19 protein-coding genes are annotated in these 21,071 nt (G+C 47.2%); 15 read left to right on the forward strand and 4 right to left on the reverse strand.

All coding sequences use genetic code 11. From position 1 onward, the window contains the following. Positions 1–35 precede the first annotated feature (35 nt). The 4 genes from KNO68_RS01790 (at position 36) to nadE (ending at position 3,389) form a co-directional block, all read left to right on the forward strand. Positions 36–1,127 (forward strand): virulence factor, encoded by a 1,092-nt coding sequence (locus KNO68_RS01790; protein ID WP_015881243.1) that lies wholly within the window; start codon positions 36–38, stop codon positions 1,125–1,127. A 245-nt stretch (positions 1,128–1,372) separates the two neighbouring features. Beyond that, positions 1,373–1,567, forward strand: coding sequence for a hypothetical protein (locus KNO68_RS01795; protein ID WP_015881244.1), 195 nt, complete (start codon positions 1,373–1,375; stop codon positions 1,565–1,567). 98 nt (positions 1,568–1,665) lie between these two features. Then, the gene (locus tag KNO68_RS01800; protein ID WP_215111981.1) at positions 1,666–2,463 is read left to right on the forward strand and encodes a BsuPI-related putative proteinase inhibitor; all 798 of its coding nucleotides are present in this window, start codon (positions 1,666–1,668) and stop codon (positions 2,461–2,463) included. Positions 2,464–2,573: 110 nt separating this feature from the next. Next, positions 2,574–3,389 carry an ammonia-dependent NAD(+) synthetase gene (gene nadE, locus KNO68_RS01805; RefSeq protein WP_078146621.1) on the forward strand — a complete coding sequence of 272 codons (816 nt, stop codon included), beginning with the start codon at positions 2,574–2,576 and terminating at the stop codon, positions 3,387–3,389. A 42-nt stretch (positions 3,390–3,431) separates the two neighbouring features. Here the strand turns inward: nadE and KNO68_RS01810 are convergent, their stop codons facing one another. After that, positions 3,432–3,818, reverse strand: a complete 387-nt coding sequence (locus KNO68_RS01810) for a disulfide bond formation protein B (protein ID WP_078146622.1) — start codon at positions 3,816–3,818, stop codon at positions 3,432–3,434. A gap of 108 nt (positions 3,819–3,926) precedes the next feature. Here KNO68_RS01810 and KNO68_RS01815 point away from each other — a divergent pair, with 108 nt between their 5' ends. The 5 genes from KNO68_RS01815 to KNO68_RS01835 all read left to right on the forward strand — a co-directional run bounded on the left by KNO68_RS01815 (position 3,927) and on the right by KNO68_RS01835 (position 9,410). After that, positions 3,927–4,805, forward strand: a complete 879-nt coding sequence (locus tag KNO68_RS01815) for a transcriptional regulator CcpC (RefSeq protein ID WP_031421506.1) — start codon at positions 3,927–3,929, stop codon at positions 4,803–4,805. After that, positions 4,802–5,923: an N-acetyldiaminopimelate deacetylase gene (locus tag KNO68_RS01820; RefSeq protein ID WP_078146623.1), complete on the forward strand. Its 1,122-nt coding sequence runs from the start codon at positions 4,802–4,804 to the stop codon at positions 5,921–5,923. The genes KNO68_RS01815 and KNO68_RS01820 overlap by 4 nt, the downstream gene beginning before the upstream one ends. Before the next feature lie 259 nt (positions 5,924–6,182). Next, the gene (locus KNO68_RS01825; RefSeq protein WP_074037383.1) at positions 6,183–7,571 is read left to right on the forward strand and encodes a cytochrome ubiquinol oxidase subunit I; all 1,389 of its coding nucleotides are present in this window, start codon (positions 6,183–6,185) and stop codon (positions 7,569–7,571) included. A gap of 14 nt (positions 7,572–7,585) precedes the next feature. Then, positions 7,586–8,617 carry a cytochrome d ubiquinol oxidase subunit II gene (locus tag KNO68_RS01830; RefSeq protein ID WP_015881251.1) on the forward strand — a complete coding sequence of 344 codons (1,032 nt, stop codon included), beginning with the start codon at positions 7,586–7,588 and terminating at the stop codon, positions 8,615–8,617. Positions 8,618–8,747: 130 nt separating this feature from the next. After that, on the forward strand, positions 8,748–9,410 hold the full coding sequence (locus KNO68_RS01835) for a potassium channel family protein (RefSeq protein ID WP_015881252.1): 663 nt from the start codon (positions 8,748–8,750) through the stop codon (positions 9,408–9,410). 78 nt (positions 9,411–9,488) lie between these two features. Here KNO68_RS01835 and KNO68_RS01840 read toward each other — a convergent pair whose 3' ends face one another. Next, entirely contained in the window at positions 9,489–10,277 is a 789-nt protein-coding gene (locus tag KNO68_RS01840; RefSeq protein ID WP_205728289.1) for a Cof-type HAD-IIB family hydrolase, read from the reverse strand. 200 nt (positions 10,278–10,477) lie between these two features. Between KNO68_RS01840 and rnjA the strand changes: the two genes are divergently transcribed. Then, positions 10,478–12,145 (forward strand): ribonuclease J1, encoded by a 1,668-nt coding sequence (rnjA, locus tag KNO68_RS01845; RefSeq protein ID WP_015881254.1) that lies wholly within the window; start codon positions 10,478–10,480, stop codon positions 12,143–12,145. Positions 12,146–12,206: 61 nt separating this feature from the next. Then, positions 12,207–13,664: a phospholipase D family protein gene (locus KNO68_RS01850; protein WP_214684558.1), complete on the forward strand. Its 1,458-nt coding sequence runs from the start codon at positions 12,207–12,209 to the stop codon at positions 13,662–13,664. Between the two features lie 42 nt (positions 13,665–13,706). Here KNO68_RS01850 and KNO68_RS01855 read toward each other — a convergent pair whose 3' ends face one another. Further along, positions 13,707–15,332, reverse strand: coding sequence for an alpha/beta hydrolase (locus KNO68_RS01855; RefSeq protein ID WP_214684556.1), 1,626 nt, complete (start codon positions 15,330–15,332; stop codon positions 13,707–13,709). A gap of 1 nt (position 15,333) precedes the next feature. Then, entirely contained in the window at positions 15,334–15,873 is a 540-nt protein-coding gene (gene def / locus KNO68_RS01860; protein WP_196430483.1) for a peptide deformylase, read from the reverse strand. A 331-nt stretch (positions 15,874–16,204) separates the two neighbouring features. Between def and pdhA the strand changes: the two genes are divergently transcribed. From pdhA to lpdA, 4 genes are all read left to right on the forward strand, one after another. Continuing rightward, positions 16,205–17,290: a pyruvate dehydrogenase (acetyl-transferring) E1 component subunit alpha gene (gene pdhA / locus KNO68_RS01865; protein WP_015881258.1), complete on the forward strand. Its 1,086-nt coding sequence runs from the start codon at positions 16,205–16,207 to the stop codon at positions 17,288–17,290. A gap of 3 nt (positions 17,291–17,293) precedes the next feature. Then, positions 17,294–18,271, forward strand: coding sequence for an alpha-ketoacid dehydrogenase subunit beta (locus tag KNO68_RS01870; RefSeq protein ID WP_015881259.1), 978 nt, complete (start codon positions 17,294–17,296; stop codon positions 18,269–18,271). A 78-nt stretch (positions 18,272–18,349) separates the two neighbouring features. Continuing rightward, entirely contained in the window at positions 18,350–19,639 is a 1,290-nt protein-coding gene (locus KNO68_RS01875) for a dihydrolipoamide acetyltransferase family protein (RefSeq protein WP_015881260.1), read from the forward strand. A gap of 4 nt (positions 19,640–19,643) precedes the next feature. Next, positions 19,644–21,056 (forward strand): dihydrolipoyl dehydrogenase, encoded by a 1,413-nt coding sequence (gene lpdA / locus KNO68_RS01880; protein ID WP_215111982.1) that lies wholly within the window; start codon positions 19,644–19,646, stop codon positions 21,054–21,056. Positions 21,057–21,071: the final 15 nt, after the last annotated feature.

The raw sequence follows: 21,071 nt of genomic DNA on the forward strand, positions 1-21,071 counted from the left end.
TCATTTTCGTCACGATGAAGAGTGAGGTGATGAGGATGAAACTAGTAGCAATCGAACCGACACCAAGTCCGAATAACTTGAAAATCATTGTGGACCCTCCGTTTGAAGGGAGAGGCACAACGTACGACAAAGCGAGTACGGATGCCCCAGCCATCATTCAAGAAATCATCGGGCTTCGAGGCGTCAAATCCGTTTACGCCGTGTCTGATTTTCTCGCTGTCGAGCGACATCCGAAACATGATTGGCATGACGTCATGAATGAGATCCGACGGGCGTTCGGGGAACAAGTTGAGGAAGTCGAATCCACAAAGATGGATACGGACTATGAACCGGTCCATGTATCCGTTCAATTCGTGCTCGATGTACCGATGCAATTAAAACTCGTCAAAGGGGACGAGGAAAAACGAATCGGATTGTCGAAACGATTCGTCGATGCAGCGATGGAAGTTCAAGCACAAGTGAAGAATGTCATTCAAGACCGTCGTTGGGTAGAACAAGCCCCACGTTATGGTGAATTGGATGAAGTCAGTGTCGTCGCACAAGAAGAATTGGAAGCGGCGTATCCTGAAGAGCGCATCGAGCGGATCGTGGCCCGAGCATTTGGTCGTGAAGCGGATTTTGAGGCGAACGCGAACCATCTTCAGTCGGATAATTGGAAAGATCGGATGGCATTCTTGGATGAACTCGAAATCCAACATGAAAACATGCCTTATTTCCGTCGTGCCTTGGAAGATTCCGTGATGGCAATCCGTCGACAGGCGGTCGTCATGATCGGGATGTTTGAAGAGCGACGTGAGGAATATGTCACATATATCGAACAAGCCTTAGTGGACGCTTCTCCTATTGTGCGGCGGACGGCTGGGGATACGGTCTCCGACTGGGCATTACCTCAGTCCCAACCTTCCATGATTGAGGCGTTAAAGGATAAAAACAAACTCGTACGTTGGCGAGCGGCTCGTTTCTTATTCGATTGTGGAGATGAGCGGGCTGTACCTGCCTTGTCGATTGCGGAGGAAGACCGCGAGTTCGAGGTCTCTTTACAAGCGCGACTTGCGAAAGAGCGGATCACGAGCGGCGAGACAGCACTCGGGACAGTATGGCAACAAATTTCGAACCGGTCGAAATGAGATTTCGTTCGACATGTATTGAATCAAATTGATTTACAATTTAAGGTAAAGAGGAGCGTCTGTAGTACGGATTGCTCCTTTTTTTCATGAAATCATATGCACATTTCCCCAATTGACTAACATTTGATGTAAACGTTTCGACAATAGGTAAAATGTCATTGTTGTGCTGTCGAACGATAGGACATATATCTTGGTTTCAGATTGGTACACTAGGTTTATCACAGATGAACAAAGGAGCCATACTTATGATATTGTTTGCAGAAACGCCTGAACTTGTAGCTTATAAGGAAGTAGTAGGAGAAACGATGGTCGTCACGTTTGAGTCGATGCACAGTGAGACGTTCTCTATCACGGCTCAAGTCCGGTCTGATCTCGATATCGCAGATTCATTGTTCATGACCGGTTGGCAACAATACATGGAACAAACTAAAGTTTCGTAAAAAAGGTAAATAATATAAGGAAAATCATTACAAACGTCTGCACATTGTATACACTAGTGCTATAGACGTTTTTTATTTTGTTGAGGAGAGTGGGATTCATGAAGAAAACTTGGTTGCTCGCCGTAGTGACGGCAATCTTATTAGTCGTAGCGGGATGTGGGAAAGAAGAGGCGAAACCGAGTCAAGTAAACAGTGATTCGTCTGAACCACCGGCTCCATTGACGCTCGACACGGAAATGGCATACGATGCTTCGGCAAAAACGTTATCAGCTACGATTTCGATGACAAACCCAAATGAGGAAGCAGTCGATGTAACGTTTAATTCGTCGCAACGTTTTCAGTTAGTTGTCAAAAAAGGGGATCAAACCGTATTTGATTACGGAAGTGATTATATGTTCACAGAATCTGTAATTGAGGAAAAATGGGAAGCGAATGATAAAAAAGTATTCGACGAAGTCTTTCCATTGACATTAGAACCAGGCGAATATTCGGTCGAAGTGATTGGGCTCGGTCAAGTTGACGGAGCACCTGAAATTGCTGTGACAGATGAGACGACGTTCACCGTTGAATCTACTACAACAGAAACTCCGGATGAAGGTACGTCAGAAACACCGGAAGAAACGCCTGCTACAGAGCCGCAGTCGGACGGCGCGTTCCGTGATGTACAAATTGACTTGAATGACACGATGATTCAAGTGAGCGGGTATACGGATGAGGTCGAGTTTGAGTGGTCTGTATCAGACGGACATAATGTTTACGCTCAAGGTGCAGCCGAAGTGACCGGCGGTGGTTTCTCGTTTGGGGTATTGCTCGATGAAGCACCGGCGAAAGATCAACCATTGTTCTTAGAGATGACACCAATCGGTGGAGAGGTCACATCATTTAAAGTTCAATAAAACCATGGCGGAAACTGTTGTTTCCGTCTTTCTTTTTGAGACGCTAGTTGACGGGGTATAAGGATTATCAGACAATAAAGCAAAATGAGAGCATAGTGGGAGGGTAATCCATGCAACAACAGATCATTGAATCAACACATGTCAAACCGACCATCAACCCGAAAGAAGAAATTCGTCAACGTATCGACTTCTTGAAAGCATATGTGAAACGGGCTGGTGCGAAAGGACTCGTCCTAGGGATCTCAGGCGGGCAAGACTCGAGCCTTGCCGGAAAGCTATGTCAACTCGCCATGGAAGAGCTTCGAGAAGAAACGAGTGACGAGTATACATTTTATGCAATTAGATTGCCGTATGGTGAGCAACACGATGAGCATGACGCACAACTTGCGCTTGAGTTCATTCGTCCGGACAAATCGTTCACTGTCAACATCAAGCCTGCTGTTGACGCATCGGTTGAAGCGTTTCACCGTGCAACGGGCCTCGAATTGAGTGACTTCCATAAAGGGAACACGAAGGCACGTGAGCGGATGAAGGCACAATACGACATTGCGGCAACATTCGGTGCCCTTGTGGTCGGAACAGACCATGCTGCGGAATATGTGACAGGATTTTATACAAAACACGGTGACGGAGCTTGTGACCTCACACCGTTGACCGGTTTGAACAAACGTCAAGGAAAAGCACTTCTCCATGAACTTGGAGCGCATGAGCGTGTGATTTATAAGGTGCCGACGGCCGACCTTGAAGATGGTCGCCCTGGACTTCCTGACGAAGTCGCACTCGGTATGACGTATGATCAGCTGGACGACTATTTGGAAGGAAAGACAATCGACCCGACAATCGCCGAGCGAATCGAGACAATTTTCAAACGTTCACGCCACAAGCATCACATGCCTGCCTCGTTGTACGACGAATGGTGGCAATAAAAAAAGGAGGAGCTGTCTCGAGACAGCTTCTCCTTTGTTGTTTCACGCTTTTTTAAGTGGGACGAACTGAATGATCAGGATGCAGGTGAAGGCGATGAAACTGAGGAGTGGGATGGTGACGAATCCAAAATAGTTGACCCAACGAATCAGGCAGTCGTTCGTACAGAAGGCTTCGCCGTTCGGGATCCGTTCTAAAATGACATGATACAGACTGATACACCATCCGGCACCGGCCATAATCCCTACGAACAAGCGGTTGACGTCTCGTGCAGTCAACATGATAGTCAAGTAGTAGATGGCTAGTGGATACATAAAGATGCGTTGGAACCAACACAGCTTACAAGGTAAAAAGAGCATGACCTCTGAAAAATAAAGGCTGCCGAGCGTCGCGACGGTCGCGACGATAAAGGCGAAATGATGACGTTGCATCAGATTTCCTCCTAACAATCAAATTGATGATTAAACATGATATGATACATTGAAACAAATACTTATTCAGTATACAATCTTTCAAACGATAGAGAAACAGGTGACGTGATGCAAGTTTCGGAAGTAGAAGTGTTAATTATTCTTGCGGAAGAATTGAATATGCGTAAAGCAGCCGAGCGATTGTTTGTCTCACAACCAGCGCTCAGTCAACGGCTCGTGACCATCGAACATCAGTGGGGGAAGAAGATTTTCGTTCGCTCCACAAGAGGGCTCGCATTGACGCCAGATGGAGAGAAAATCATCGAGTTCGCCAAAAAGATGTACAGTGAAGAACAAGAACTAAGGGGCGAACTGACGGCCAACCAAGGAGAAGTGTACGGAACGTTGAAAATAGCCGTCGCCTCCATCATGGGACAGTATTGGCTACCCAAGGTATTGAAGACGTTCGTCGAACGCTATCCGTCCGTCCGTGTCAAATTGGTCACCGGATGGTCGAGCGAAATGATGCGTTACATGCTCGAAGAGAATTTCCATATCGGAATCATCCGAGGAAATCCGGATTGGCGAGGGGAACGGATGAAGTTGTTCTCTGATTCCTTGCATTTGGTCGATCTGAAAATGACCGACCTCTCTCAACTAAAAAACAACGAGCGCTCGTTTATTCAATTCAAGAGCGACTCGACGTATTACCAGGAAATATTAGAGTGGTGGCAGGAACGATTTTCGAGCCCGCCTCTGACGACGCTTGTCGTCGACCAAATCGAAACATGCAAACAGATGGCGTTACACGGAATCGGGTTCGCGATTCTTCCGGAATCGACCATCAAAGATGTGAATGAGATGAATAAGATTCCATTGACGTCGTCGGGTGGCGTGCCGCTCGTCCGGGACACATGGATGCTTTCAACAGAATCGATGTTGGAGCTGGCGCAAGTCCAGGCGTTTTGGAAGATCGTCGAAGAAATTACGAAGGAGACTGAGTTATGAATTGGGCAATTGAAGCGAGAAGACAGCTGCATTTAATTCCGGAAGCCGGATATGAAGAGTTCAAAACACAAGCGACACTTGAGCAATTGATTCGATCGCTCGATTCGTCACGTGTTCATATCACGCACTGGCGAACAGGTCTTTTCGTCCGTGTAGATGGTCTCGTCGGTGAGAAGACGATTGGATATCGAGCCGATATGGATGGACTGCCCATCACGGAAGAGACGGGGCTAGAGTTCGCATCGATTCACGAAGGCATGATGCATGCATGCGGACATGATGTGCACATGTCAATCGCACTTGGATTAATTAAACGAGCGGTCGAGGAACCGCTTAACCATCACCTTGTCGTCTTTTTCCAACCGGCCGAAGAGGGACCGGGTGGTGCCGAACCGATGGCGAAATCAGAATTGTTCTATCACTTCCGCCCGGATGCATTGTTCGGCTTACATGTCGCACCTGAATATCCTGTCGGCATGGTCGCGTCACGACCGGGCGTGTTGTTCGCGAGTGCGCGAGAGCTCCATATCACCATTCATGGAAAAGGGGGGCATGGTGCTTTCCCTCACGCGGGAATTGACGCTGTCATCGTTCAGGCCGCTCTCATCATGCAACTGCAAACGATTGTGTCTCGTAACATTGACCCGATGGGAAGTGCGGTCGTCAGTATCGGAAAAGTCGCAGCAGGAACGAAAGAAAATATTATCGCCGATACGGCCAAACTGGATGGGACGGTCCGCGCCTTGTCTGACAAAGAAATGGTCGTGCTGGAAAGCCGGATTCGTCAAATCATCGCCGGAGTCGAGATGACGTATAACGTGCAAATCGACCTTGAATTCGGCAATCGGTATCACGAAGTCGTCAATGACGAACGTTATCTTTATCAATTCGAGGAAGCGGTTGAAGAAGTCGGCTATTCTTATAAAACATGTGTCCCTGCCATGACGGGTGAGGATTTTGGATATATGTTGAAACAGGTCCCCGGATTTATGGTTTGGTTAGGAGTGAACGATATGGGGTCAGGACTCCATCAATCGACACTCAACCCGGATGAACGTTCGATCGAAGTGGCCATCGATCTATTCGACCATTACTTCCGAACTGTCATGATTCAATAACACGAAGCGGTCTCGATTGAGCCCGCTTTTAGTGTGCCCAAAAAGGAGTGAACGAGTGAGAAAAAGGGAAACATTTATTCATGTAAAGCGACGATTTTGTGGCGATTGCTCAAATGTGAACATTTTGCGAACTCGAGCATTGAGACATTACAGCGCAATATAAAATCATTATGATGTAAGTATCGAAGGGTATTCATCTGTGATTGTCGTTTCATACATGGGTTCGAAGCGATAGAGAGAGATAGGAGGTAATCAATAGATGTTTCAAGATCCTGTCCTGATGAGTCGAGCATTGACGGCACTCACATTAGGTTTTCATGTGATTTTTGCCACACTCGGCGTCGGGGTTCCACTTTTAATTTTATTGGCAGAATTTTTAGGAATTCGTAAAAAAGACCCGAAATACACGCTCATGGCTCGACGCTGGTCGCGCGGCTATGTCGTGACGGTAGCGGTTGGGGTTGTGACGGGTACGGCCATCGGTCTGCAGCTTTCACTCCTATGGCCAAACTTGATGCGCGTTGCGGGTCAAACGATTGCGCTCCCGCTTTTCATGGAAACGTTCGCCTTCTTCTTTGAAGCGATTTTCCTTGGTATTTACTTGTACACGTGGGATCGATTTAAAAATCCGTGGCACCACATGCTCCTCGGGATTCCGGTTGCCGTCGGTGCACTGTTCTCAGGGTTCTTTATCACAACGGTAAACAGTTTTATGAACCAGCCTGTAGGGTTTGATATTGTCGATGGTCGATTGGCAAATGTCAGCCCGCTCGAAGCGATGTTCAGTCCGGCCATGCCGACGAAAATGGCACACGTGTTGACTTCGGCTATTTTAACATCCGCGTTCATTCTAGCTGCGATCGCAGCCGTTCAGTTGTTACGTCAACGCCGAAATCAACTCGACAAGATGTCAATCGAGTATCATAAGAAAGGTCTTCGTCTGACGATGACGGTCGCTTTGATCTTTGCGATCGCGACAGCGCTTGTCGGTGACTTCTCAGGTAAATATTTGGCTCAGTATCAACCAGATAAATTAGCAGCTGCAGAATGGCATTTCGAAACCTCCTCCGAGGCCGAATTGATTTTGGGCGGATGGTTAGAAGATGATGGGCAAGGTGGCTATGAAGTTCGAGGCGCCTTGAAGATTCCTTACGCCCTCTCTATTCTTGCAGGTGGTGTCCCGAACTATGAAGTGACGGGTCTCAATGAATTTGCGAAAGAAGATCAACCGCCGCTCTTCGTTCACTATCTATTTGATGCGATGGTCGGAATTGGGATGCTTCTCGCGCTCATCTCCTTCCTGTTCGTACTCGGACGATATATTAAACGTTTGAACCAGTTCAGCAAGCCGATGCTCTTTGCGATTGCAGCCGGTGGACCTCTTGCCATGGCGGCGATTGAGTTTGGTTGGTTCTTCGCTGAGTTTGGTCGTCAACCTTGGGCGTTATATGAGTTGATGCGTACGAGTGAGGCAGCTACGACATCAGCGAACGTCGGTTGGATGCTTGTCGCTTTCGCGATCCTCTACGCGGTACTCGGAACAGTGACTGTGGTTGTCCTATCACGCCTGTTCAAAGAGAATCCGGTAGGAAAAGAACTAAAACAATCCGAGCATCGTGGTGAAGCGATGTTTGCGGATGAAGTGTGATCGGAGGATATGACATGCAAATTCAAGAATTAGGGATTGCCGTCTTATGGACGTTTCTATACGGCTACCTCATCGTCGCATCGATTGACTTCGGTGCAGGCTTCTTCGCTTTCTATAGCCGCTATACGAAACGTGATCACTTAGTGAACCGTCTCGTCAAACGGTATTTGTCACCGACATGGGAAGTCACGAACGTATTCTTCGTGTTCTTCTTTGTCGGGATTGTCGGATTCTTTCCGGACACTGCTTATTACTATGGTACGGCCTTGCTCGTTCCAGCGTCTGTCGTGTTAATCTTGCTTGCGATTCGTGGTAGTTTTTATGCGTTCGCCAACTATGGGTCAAAGGAAAGCACGCTCTATATGTTCCTCTATGGGGCGACGGGATTACTCATCCCAGCTTCGATGTCGACGGTCTTAACTGTCAGCCAAGGCGGTTTCATCACGGAGACAGAGAACGGGGTCTTCTTTGACGGAGCGAAGTTGTTCACCAACTTCTACTCGTGGACGGTCGTCATCTTGGCGATTGTCTCCGTCCTCTATATTAGCGCCATGTTCCTCTTGTTCTATGCGGACAAGGCACGTGACCAAAATGCCGTCGAACTCGTTCGGAAATGGGCTCTATTTTGGAGCGTCCCGACAATTATCGCATCGGGTCTCGTCTTCTTTGGGTTGAAGTCACAAGCTGCGTGGCACTACGAAAGCATCCTAGGAGGGAACTGGTGGTGGTTTGCGATGAGCTTCTTGTTCTTCGTCATCGCCGTCTCCTTCGTGTATATGAAACGAAATTACGGGATTGCCTTCTTGATGGTCATGGGTCAGTTCTTCATGGCATGGTTCGGCTACGGATACTCTCACTTGCCATACATCCTGTATCCGTATATCGACATTAATGGAAGTGTCGTCAACGAGTCGATGGCGGTGGCACTTGTCATCGTATTCATCTTAGGGTTGCTCCTACTCGTTCCGGCGCTCTATCTCTTGCTCCGTTTGTTCTTGTTCGACAACGACTACGTACGAGGAAAACGCTCGAGTGGAAAAGCATAATGGCAAGAACGGGATTTCCTTTATTTGAAGGGAATCCCGTTTTGTTTTTTATATAGAGTTTTGAAGTGGAATCAGTTACACTGAACGAAGAATCAAGAAGAGAACATGTGTAGGAAAGGGATGTAGCATCATGACAGGTGAATTTGCAGTCATCGGGTTAGGACGATTTGGAGGGTCGATCGTCCGAGAATTGTCTTCAAATGGATATGACGTCCTCGCCATCGATTCAGATGAGGAACGTGTCAATGAGTTTATGGGATTGGCAACCCATGCCGTGATTGCCGATACAACAGATGAGAATGTGTTAAAGAGTTTAGGGATTCGTAACTTTGAACATGTGATCGTCGCCATCGGGGAGAATATTCAAGCTTCCATTTTGACGACGTTGATTTTAAAGGAACTCGGTGTCCAAATCATCACGGTCAAGGCGACGAACGATTACCATGAAAAAGTACTCCGTCGAATCGGGGCGGATAACATCGTCCACCCTGAGCGAGATATGGGCGTTCGAATTGCCAATGGGTTGATGAGCCAGAGTATCCTCGACTACCTCGAATTATCGAATGAACATTCGATTGTCGAAATTAAAGCATCGGACAAGTTATCGAACAAATCCCTCATCGATTTGGACTTGCGAGCGAAGTACGGGGTGAACATCGTCGCGATTCGTCGCGATGACGATGTCCTGATTTCTCCTCAAGCGGATGAGATGATTTTATCGGAAGATATTTTGATCATCATCGGGAAGGATACCGATTTGGATCGACTAGAGCGCACACTTCGTTCGAGATAAAAGAAAAGACCTTTGGAGCGATGCCGCGATCGTTGAATCGATTGATCCAACTCGACGGTTTGACTCCAAGGGTCTTTTTTAGATGAGCTTCATCGCCTTTAGGCCGTACTCGATTCCATCTTCAAGGATGGATTTCGTGACGAAATCCGCCACGTCTTTCGCTTCGGTGCGACCATTGCCCATGGCGATTCCTGTCCCTACATACTGAAGCATGGCCAAGTCGTTCAATGCATCTCCGAAAGCATACGTATTCTCCAGACGGTAGCCGTTGGTCTCAATAAAGTGACGGATGCCGTCTGCTTTACTGGCTCCCTTATTGATCACGTCCATCGCATGAGGATGCCAACGGATAAAATCGAACTCACGATAAGCATTGATATAACGATGCTCGTCTTCAGGCGTGCAGTACAGTAACGTCTGATACACATCCTCTTCTGCGTGGAAGTTCGGTTCGAATGAAGGGATCGGCATGTCGAGTTCGCCGAGCGATTGTTCAACGATGGCGTCGTTCGGTTTTGAAGCACCACCACGGTCCTGTCCCAAATAGACGAGAGTATGGTCATTTGAAGAAGCGTGCGTCGTCAAGCGACCGAGTGCATCTTTCGAGAGCGTGTTACGATAGACGATTTCACCTTTGTGCACGACAATCTGACCGTTGTAACAAACGAGACTATCAATCCCGACACGTTCTGGGATGTCGGATAGCATGGCCGGTCCTCGTCCCGTCGCGATGAACGTCTCGACGCCGTTTGCCTGAAGTGCTTGAATCGCTGAAATCGTGGAAGGCGGGATATAACTACCTTCATGTAAAAGCGTGCCGTCAATGTCGAAGAAAACAACCTTTTGATCTTCCATTTGATTCACCATTCTTTCTCTTTATCTAAAAAATATGTTTTCTGAACCCACTAAAAGGATAACACGAAATAGGGAAACTACCACGAATATCACATCGTTAGTGAAATATTGTCATGATATGAGCTATAATGAAAAAAGAATCTTACGGGCATATTCGAGAATCACTTATGTTTCACATAGATGTATTAATAATTGAAGTAAGGAGAGATTAAATGAAGTTTGTTAAGAACCACCAAACAGCCGTGTTCGCATTGGGCGGACTCGGAGAAATCGGGAAGAACACATATGTTGTTCAATTCCAAGATGAAATCATCGTCATCGATGCGGGAATCATGTTCCCAGAGGATGACTTGCTTGGAATCGACTATGTGATTCCTGATTACTCGTACTTGATTAAAAACAAGGACAAAGTAAAAGGGGTATTCATCACTCACGGTCACGAAGACCATATCGGGGGAATTCCATTCTTATTGAAGCAAGTACAATTGCCGATTTATGCGACGAAACTCGCGCTCGGATTGATCAAAGTTAAACTTGAGGAGCATGGGTTGCTTCGTGAGGCGGAGCTCCATGAGATTGATGAGGATTCACTCATCAAGTTCCGTAAGACGAGCATCTCGTTCTTCCGCACGACGCACTCGATTCCGAACTCACTCGGTGTCGTCGTCAAGACGCCACAAGGGAACATCGTCCATACGGGTGACTTCAAGTTCGACTTCACTCCGGTAGGCGAGCCGGCAGACCTTGCCAAGATGGCGGAAATCGGAAAAGAAGGCGTACTTTGTCTCTTGTCCGATTCAACAAATGCAGAAGTGGAAGGCTTCACGATGAGTGAGAGCGTGGTCGGTGGGACGATTAGTGAGACGTTCCGGAAAGCGGACGGTCGAATCATCTTTGCGACGTTCGCATCGAACATCTATCGCTTGCAACAAGTGGTCGATGCGTGTGCCGAGACAGGTCGTCATCTCATGATTTTCGGTCGTTCGATGGAGAAAGTCATGACGATCGGACAAGAACTCGGTTTCATCAACGTGCCAAAGGGTATGATTATTGAGGCGAATCAGATGCGTCACTACGACCCGAATGAAATCGCGATTCTTTGTACCGGATCGCAAGGGGAACCGATGGCAGCGCTCAGCCGTATTGCAAATGGGACGCACCGTCAAGTGTCGATCATTCCTGGGGATACGGTCATCTTCTCTTCTTCTCCAATCCCAGGTAACGCCATCTCGGTCGGGAAGACGATTGACCAGTTGTATAAAGCGGGAGCGGATGTTGTCTACGGTAAGTTGACGAACATTCATACGTCAGGTCACGGTTCGCAACAAGAACAGTTGTTGATGATTCGTCTTCTGAATCCGAAATTCTTCATGCCGATTCACGGCGAGTACCGTATGTTGAAAAAGCATGCTGAGCTTGCTGAATCGGTTGGAATCCCGAAAGAGAACAGTTTCGTTATGGATAATGGCGAAGTGCTTGCTGTCGACTCGGAGTCGGCTGCGGTCACTGGTAAAATTTCTGCGAACGCTGTGTATATTGATGGGAATGGAATTGGTGATATTGGGAATATCGTATTAAGGGATCGCCGCATTCTGTCTGAAGATGGACTTGTTGTTGTCGTCATCAGCATCGATGGCAAGACGCGCAAACTCGTCTCAGGACCAGATATCATCTCACGTGGATTCGTCTACATGCGTGAATCAGGTAGTCTGATTCGTGATGGCGAACGATTGTTGAAGAAAACCGTCGAACAAGGATTGTCCAATAAGCAGATGAAGTGGTCGGAGATGAAGCAACTCGTCTCAGACACCCTCACACCTTACTTGGCACAAAAGACGCGGAGACACCCAATGGTCCTGCCGATTATTATGGAAGTATGATTTGACGGGCTGTAGGAGACTACAGCTCGTTTTTTTCACCGCAAAAGAGGAGGGGGAGCTTATGGCGAAGAAAAAGGGGAAGAAAGGGTGGCTGAAATGGGGAGCCGCAATCATTGCGGTCATTTTTCTCATCACGCTCGTTTATCATCAAGTCAAACCATTACCGGAAGGCGTGTCGAGACAATCTGAACCGTACCTCATCACAGATGACCAAATCGATTTTCTTCATGATTTGACCTATCAAGGGGAAGATACAGAGATTGTCGAACAGGAGATATTTAGTGAAGTTGAACGAGCGATACGTGAGGCAAAAGAATATATCGTCATGGACTTTTTCTTATTCAATCCTTATTCGAATGAAGACCGACAATATCCGGACATTACATCGCGCCTATCTTCAGCATTGCTTGAGCAAATGAAACGATATCCGGACTTGAAAGTCGTCTTCATCACGGATGACATCAATACCAGCTATAACGGTCATGTTTCTGACCACTTCGATGTACTGGAGGAGGCAGGGGTAGAAGTCGTGTACACAAATCTCGATGCTCTTCGTGACCCGAATATTTTATACTCCACGTTTTACCGGATGGCGATTCAGTGGTTCGGCAATAGTCAAGACGGATGGCTACCGAACCCGATGGCCTCTTCGGCACCGGACATTACGGTACGTGCATATTTAAGGTTGCTCAATATCAAAGCGAACCATCGAAAAGTGATGGTCACCGAGAATGAAGGCTTTGTACTTTCCGCTAATCCACATGATGCCAGCGGATATCACTCGAATGTCGGTGTCCATTTAAAAGGACCGATTTTAAAAGAAATCGTTGAAGGTGAGCAAGCGGTCGCGACGTTCTCTAAAGGGGATGCACGGCGCTTCCCAGATGATGAAGCGTTGTCGAAGATTGAAAATGCGCCGAGCGAGGCACCGATGGAGATTCGTTATGTCACGGAAGGGAAGATTCAAGAGTCGGTGCTCGATGCAATGAATGGGGCGGACGATGGGGACACCATCTGGATCGGAATGTTCTATTTGGCAGATCGGAATATTATCCAAGCAATCGAGGATGCCGCCGGGCGCGGGGTGAAGGTGAACTTGATCCTCGATCCGAACACGAATGCCTTCGGTCGATCGAAATCAGGGTTACCGAACTTACCGGTGACGGCAGAACTGAACACCGTCAACCCGGAGCAAATCGAGATTCGCTGGTATGATGTCGCCAAGGAACAATATCATCCAAAAATCCTGTATGTGGATGGTGAAGAAAAGACCGTTGTCTTAGGATCGGGGAACTATACGACCCGGAACATGAACGATTACAACCTAGAGGCAGACGTCGAAGTGACAGGAGAAGTGGATACAGCCTTCTTTGATGAAGTGGACGAGTATTTTAATCGTCTATGGAACAATGAGAATGGCACGTATACGGTAGCGTATGATGAGATTCAAACCGATCTCCCAATCGGAAAGTATATGATGTATTGGCTCCAAAAAGTCACATGGACGATGACGTATTAAAAAAACAGCTATCCTCAAAATTTGGGGATAGCTGTTTTGACGTTAGTTCGTCTCGATTGGATTAAACTCATTCGTGTATTCGTATAAGAATTTCCCAGTCTCTTTCAAGACGTCACTTTTACGGTGAAGCGAGAAATGGTCGTACGGTACCGTTTCTGTCTGAATGTTATTCGTATACTCTTCCAGTAACAGAGAACTCGCCGGCTCAATCAAATTGAATTCACCGCCTCGTCCAGAGAAGGAGAGTACCTGAACGGACCTCGGCCATGTCTCAAGCTTAGACTGGAATGCCTGCAGTCCGTCTGAGTTAGGGGACAAATCACGGATGGCAGGGCTTCCGGTGTTAATGCCGAAGTTACTGGCAGATAATCCGAAGTTCGCAAGGCGTGTCCCGCCGAACGGGCTATCGAACGTTACAAACTTATCGACGATGTACGTCTCTTGATTCAAGATATAGTTGGCAGCGGCTACGCCACCCATGCTATGGCCAATGATATACATCCGATCGAATGATCGATTTCTCGTTTTTTTATATGTTTCAATGGCTGTATTCAACCACTTTGTCTGATTGTTCAAAGAAGCCTCTGCATCTTCGAACTCGATTCGGACAATCGGGCGAGTTGAACTAAAATCATATATTTCACAGTCGGCCTTGCCTTTGACAGTCACGGTACAAAGTGCTCCGTCAGTCGCTTGCCCACTTTGTTCCATCGCTTGAGAGAAACGGAGGAACGTCCGGTCTGTCCCGAGTAAACCATGAACTGCAAACGTAGGGATAAACTCATTCGTTTGAGTAGCTTGGCGAATCGCCTCGGATTGACGCTCGTTTGTCAACTCTTGTCGGAAGGTGACGATGATGAGAGCGAGTGAAAGTGAGACGATCAACAGTCCGAGGAGACGTGAACGAATGGATGTCTCTTTTGGGTTGCCAACATTCCGACGATATTTGCGCCAAATGAAGTAAGTCAATACGGCCGCTGCAATCAGAACGATTCCCGTCACGATCCAAGCTTTGACGTTCGGTACATGGGCAACTAGCTTCACGTTATTTTGCCGACCGCCGTAGACTTGCCACTCGACATGTTTCATAGAACGGAGGTCTAAGCCAGTTCCATCCTCAACGAATACGCCGGTCGGAACAGTCAAGTTAAAGCGAATGTCGGCTTGGCGGATATATCGTTCAGCCAATTTTTTGGGGGAGCCGGTTAGTTCAACACCGGGTAAGTCGACCCGATCGAGTCGGAGGTCGAGATTGGTTTGGAGTGTATATGAATCAAACCAAATGCCTTCCTGTTGCTCGATGTCGAACTGAATATCCGGAGGGACTAAAATACCGGCTGGTCCCGTTTTCCATTCCTCTTTAATCTGTTGCAACTCGTCGACATTTTTAAATGTCTTCTTTAAGACCATGCCTTCGTAGTCATCAGGACTTGAATAATCTTCTGTTTCATATCCGTTTTCTTCCGCCTGCTCTTTCCAAGTATCCCAGTCGAGTCTGAGATTGAGCAATTTCATGACTGGATGATCACGGAACGCGTAAGTCGTTTCAAGCGAAACAGATTGGTCATAGTGGACGGTCGCATCATAATTGATTCGCACACATCCACCGATTAAAAGAAATAAAAATGGGAATAGTAACAACAGTGCCCTTTTTCTCGAACTAAACATGTTAAATCGGTTCGCCGTATGTTTCTAACGGGTTCGACATATTAATCCGGTCATAGAACATGATCCCGTCTAAATGATCGAGCTCGTGCTGACATACGACAGCGCGCATTCCGCGCAGACGAAGCTTAATCGGCTTCCCGTCGCGGTCGAACCCTTCTAACGTGATTCGACGAAAACGAGGTACATTTCCTTTGACCACGCGATCGACCGATAGACAGCCTTCGCCGCCATTCAAAAATGTCTGTTCGACGGAATGACTTGTAATTTTAGGGTTGAAGATGGAGAGTTTAAACGTCTCTTCCTCTTCTTGTAGCAATACTGTGAAGAAACGACGATTTACACCGAGTTGAGGTGCGGCGATTCCGACACCACCTCGTAACTCGTATTTCTCGCTCATCTCTGGGTCTTGACTATTGACAAGAAACGTCTCCATCTCGTCGAGTAACGCCAAATCTTCTGTTGTTGGCGGAATCGAAACTTCGGCTGAACGCGCGCGAAGTCGCTCGTCTCCTTCGCGGATGACATCTTTCATGGTTAACATACACAACTTCCTTTCTATCGAACTTATATGATTGATTATATCATATTTAAACAGGAAGGAATGTGGATGGTACAGAAGGTGAAATGAAAATAATACAGTGGTGAAAAGGATGTCATATCCCTTGAATGTAAGCGTTTTATTTAGGTAAGCATATTTTTTGCGTTATTGAAACAACCCGTTTTATACTAACAAGGAAACGTCAGGAGAGGATAACTTTTCTGAATCACGTTAATACAGATTGCTTTTTTGGACAGATACACGTAAGATTTGAGATAGTGTTTGATCACAAAAAAGACAATTGTCTCATAGTTGAAAGGATGAGGTGAAACGAATGAACAACGTTCAGGTACTTCAAAACGTGGAAGAAAACTTCCAAACGTTCCGTATTCTCGACGAGAAGGGTGAGGTCGTCAACCAAGACGCAATGCCTGACCTAACGGACGAGCAACTTCAGGAGCTCATGCGCCGCATGGTCTATACTCGAATCTGGGACCAACGCGCCATCTCACTTAACCGTCAAGGTCGCTTAGGATTCTACGCGCCAGTGGCAGGTCAAGAGGCGACGATGATCGGGACGCAATACGCGCTCGACAAAGAGGACTGGATTCTTCCAGGATACCGTGATATCCCGCAACTCGTATTCCACGGACTTCCGCTTTATCAAGCGTTCTTGTTCTCACGTGGACACGTGGCAGGAAACCGCATCCCTGAAGGTGTCAACGTATTGATGCCACAAATCATCATCGGTGCACAAATCATTCAAACTGCGGGTGTGGCAATGGGCCTCAAACGCAACGGCAACAAAAATGTCGCCATTACTTACACAGGTGACGGTGGCTCATCACAAGGTGACTTCTACGAAGGATTGAACTTTGCAGGTGCATTCAAATCACCAGCAATCTTCGTCGTTCAAAACAACCGTTTCGCTATCTCAACTCCTGTTGAAAAGCAAACTGCAGCTAAAACGATCGCGCAAAAAGCTGTTGCAGCTGGAATCAACGGAATTCAAGTAGATGGAATGGACGTTCTTGCAGTGCTCGCAGCGACTCAACAAGCTCGCGTCGACGCACTCGAAGGAACACCGACACTCATCGAGTCACTCACTTACCGTTACGGACCACATACGCTCGCTGGGGATGACCCAACACGTTACCGTACAAAAGAACTCGACACAGAATATCAAGAAAAAGATCCACTCGTACGTTTCCGTCTCTTCCTTGAGAACAAGAAACTCTGGAACGAAGACATGGAGAACGAAGTGATCGAGCAAGCGAAAGCTGACGTGAAAGAAGCAATCAGCCAAGCAGACAAAGAACCAAAACAAAAAGTTTCGGACTTCATCAACAACATGTTCGAAGAACTTCCTTCAAACTTGAAAGAACAGCTTGAAGAATATACTGCAAAGGAGTCGAAGTAAGTTATGGCTCAAATGACAATGATCCAAGCGATTACTGATGCGATGCGCGTTGAAATGAAACGCGACGAGAAAGTACTTCTTTTCGGAGAAGACGTTGGTAAAAACGGTGGGGTATTCCGTGCGACGGAAGGTCTCCAAGACGAGCTCGGCGAAGACCGTGTCTTCGACACGCCACTCGCTGAATCAGGGATTGGTGGTCTTGCGATCGGTCTAGGTCTTACTGGATTCCGTCCAATCATGGAAGTTCAATTCTTCGGATTCGTATTCGAAGTTTTCGACTCAATCGCAGCTCAAATGGCACGTATGCGTTACCGTTCAGGCGGCGCTTACAGCCAACCAATCACAATCCGTTCACCATTCGGTGGTGGAGTTAAGACACCTGAGCTTCACGCGGACAGCCTTGAAGGTTTGATGGCTCAGACACCTGGTCTTAAAGTCGTTATTCCATCGACTCCGTACGATGCAAAAGGTTTGTTGATCGCGTCTATCCGTGATAACGACCCAGTCGTGTTCCTCGAGCACATGAAATTGTATCGTTCATTCCGTGGCGAAGTACCTGAAGGTGAGTACACAATCGAACTCGGTAAAGCGGATGTGAAACGTGAAGGTACAGACGTTTCAATCATCACTTACGGTGCGATGGTGCACACGTCACTCAAAGCAGCGGAAGAACTTGAAAAAGAAAACATCAACGTTGAAGTCATCGACCTCATGACAGTGAGCCCGCTTGATATCGACACAATCGTAGAGTCTGTTAAGAAAACAGGTCGTGCGATCGTCGTTCAAGAAGCACAACGTCAAGCAGGTATCGCAGCGAACGTTGTAACTGAAATTCAAGAGCGCGCAATTCTTCACCTCGAAGCACCAGTTCTTCGAGTAACTGCACCAGACACAGTCTTCGCATTCGCACAAGGTGAAGACATGTGGTTACCTGACCATAAAGATGTCGTTGCAAAAGTTAAGGAAGTTGTGAACTTCTAAGATCGTGTCGAATAAACGATGAGGGAGAATTGTCTCCCTTGTCGTGTTTACATGATGAATTGATGGGAGGAAAAACCAGTGGCAGTATTTGAATTTAAATTACCAGATATCGGTGAAGGTATTCACGAAGGTGAAATCGTCAAGTGGTTCGTAAAAGCAGGGGATACGGTCAAAGAGGACGATGTTCTTTTAGAAGTACAAAACGACAAAGCAGTCGTTGAAATCCCAGCTCCAGTCGACGGTACAGTCAAAGAAGTTAAAGTTTCTGAAGGTACAGTTGCTGTAGTCGGCGACGTCCTCATTACGTTTGACATCGAAGGCGACGCACCAGCAGGTGAAGAAGAAACACCTGAACAACCGAAAGCAGAAGAGAAGACAGAAGACGTAAAAGAAGATGTGAAAGAAGACGCGCCACGCGACGTTCAACTTCACAAATCTGAGCGTGTTATCGCTATGCCATCTGTCCGTAAATATGCACGTGAAAAAGGTGTCGACATCCGTGAAGTAAACGGTTCTGGCGACAACGGCCGTGTATTGAAAGAAGACATCGATGCATTCGCGAACGGCGAAGCACCGTCTGCAGAAGCTACAACAGAGAAAACAGAATCTGTAGCACCAGCAGCTGCTGCGAAAACGGAAATCAAGCCTTACGAGTCAGCGACTCCTGAACTTGAAACACGTGAGAAAATCCGTGGAATCCGTAAAGCCATCTCGAAAGCTATGGTTAACTCGAAACACACTGCACCACACGTTACACTCATGGACGAAGTCGACGTTACAAAACTCGTTGCACTCCGTAAAGATTTCAAACAAGTCGCGGCTGACCAAGGCGTGAAACTCACGTACTTGCCATTCGTCGTGAAAGCATTGACTGCTGCAGCGAAAGCATTCCCAACAATCAACGCTTCAATCGATGACGTGAACGAAGAAATCGTCTACAAAAACTACTACAACATCGGGATTGCAGCTGACACGGACAACGGACTCGTTGTACCAGTCGTAAAAGATGCAGACCGTAAATCAATCTATGCACTTGCTACAAACATTAACGAACTTGCAGGTAAAGCTCGTGAAGGTAAGCTCGCTGGGGAAGACATGAAAGGTGGATCGATCACAATCACAAACATCGGTTCAGCTGGTGGACAATGGTTCACGCCTGTCATCAACCACCCAGAAGTTGCGATTCTCGGTATCGGCCGTATCGCTGAGAAAGCTGTCGTGAAGAACGGTGAAATCGTTGCTGCGCCAGTACTTGCACTTTCATTCAGCTTTGACCACCGCCTCATCGACGGTGCGACTGCACAAAACGCTCTTAACATGGTGAAACGCTTGCTCGAAGACCCAGCACTTCTAATGATGGAGGGATAAGAACATGGTAGTAGGAGAATTCGCACAAGAAACTGATTTGCTTGTCATCGGTGCCGGTCCTGGTGGATACGTTGCCGCAATCCGTGGCGCACAGCTCGGAATGAAAGTAACTATCGTTGAGAAAGGCAACTTCGGTGGTGTCTGCTTGAACGTCGGATGTATCCCATCGAAAGCGTTGATCACAGCAGGACACAACTTCCAACACGCTAAAGGTCATGATTCAATGGGAATCACGTCTGACAACGTGTCAGTGGACTTCACAAAAGTTCAAGATTGGAAACAGTCAGTCGTTAACAAATTGACTGGCGGTGTTAAAGGTCTCCTCAAAGGAAACAAAATCGAGATCGTTCAAGGTGAAGCGTTCTTCGCGTCTGAAGACACAGTTCGTGTCATCACTGAAGACAGCTCAACTCCTTACAAATTTAAAAAAGCGATTGTCGCGACTGGTTCTACACCAATCGAGATCCCATCGTTCAAATGGTCTAAACGTGTCCTTTCTTCAACTGGCGCGTTGGCACTTCCTGAAGTACCGAAGAAACTCGTCGTCATCGGCGGTGGATACATCGGTATGGAGCTCGGTACTGCATACGCTAACTTCGATACAGAAGTTGTCGTTGTAGAGGGCGCTAGCGACATCTTGTCTGGTTTCGAACCACAAATGACGCAAATCGTTAAGAAGAAACTCAAGCAAAAAGGGAACGTCACAATTCACACGAATGCACTTGCTAAAGGTGTTGAAGAAACGGAAGACGGCGTAACTGTTAAGTTTGAAGTAAACGGTGAAGAGCAATCTGTTGAAGCGGACTATGTCCTCGTCACAGTTGGTCGTCGTCCAAACACAGGCGACATCGGTCTTGAGAACGCGGACGTTAAAATCAGCGACCGTGGAATCATCGAAATCGATGACCAGTGTAAAACATCGAACGAAAACATCTATGCAATCGGTGATATCGTTCCTGGACCACCACTTGCACACAAAGCATCTTACGAAGCGAAAATCGCAGCGGAAGCAGCAGCAGGTAAGCCAGCTTACCTCGACTACTCTGCAATCCCTGCAGTCGTCTTCACAGATCCTGAACTCGCAACGGTTGGTTATACAGAGCCACTCGCAAAAGAAGAAGGACTCGAAATCACAGTTTCGAAATTCCCATTCGCAGCGAACGGTCGTGCACTTGCACTTGACGAGCCAGACGGCTTCATGAAGCTCATCACACGCAAAGAGGACGGTCTCTTGATCGGTGCTCAAATCGCGGGTACGGGCGCTTCAGATATGATTGCTGAGCTTGGCCTTGCAATCGAGACTGGTATGACTGCTGAAGATATCGCACTTACAATCCACGCTCACCCATCACTCGGTGAGATGGCTATGGAAGCTGCTGAAATCGCAATGGGTATGCCAATCCACGTTGTAAAATAAGAACGTCAATAAAAC

The organism is Exiguobacterium sp. s75, assembly GCF_018617145.1.
Lineage (GTDB): Bacteria > Bacillota > Bacilli > Exiguobacteriales > Exiguobacteriaceae > Exiguobacterium > Exiguobacterium profundum.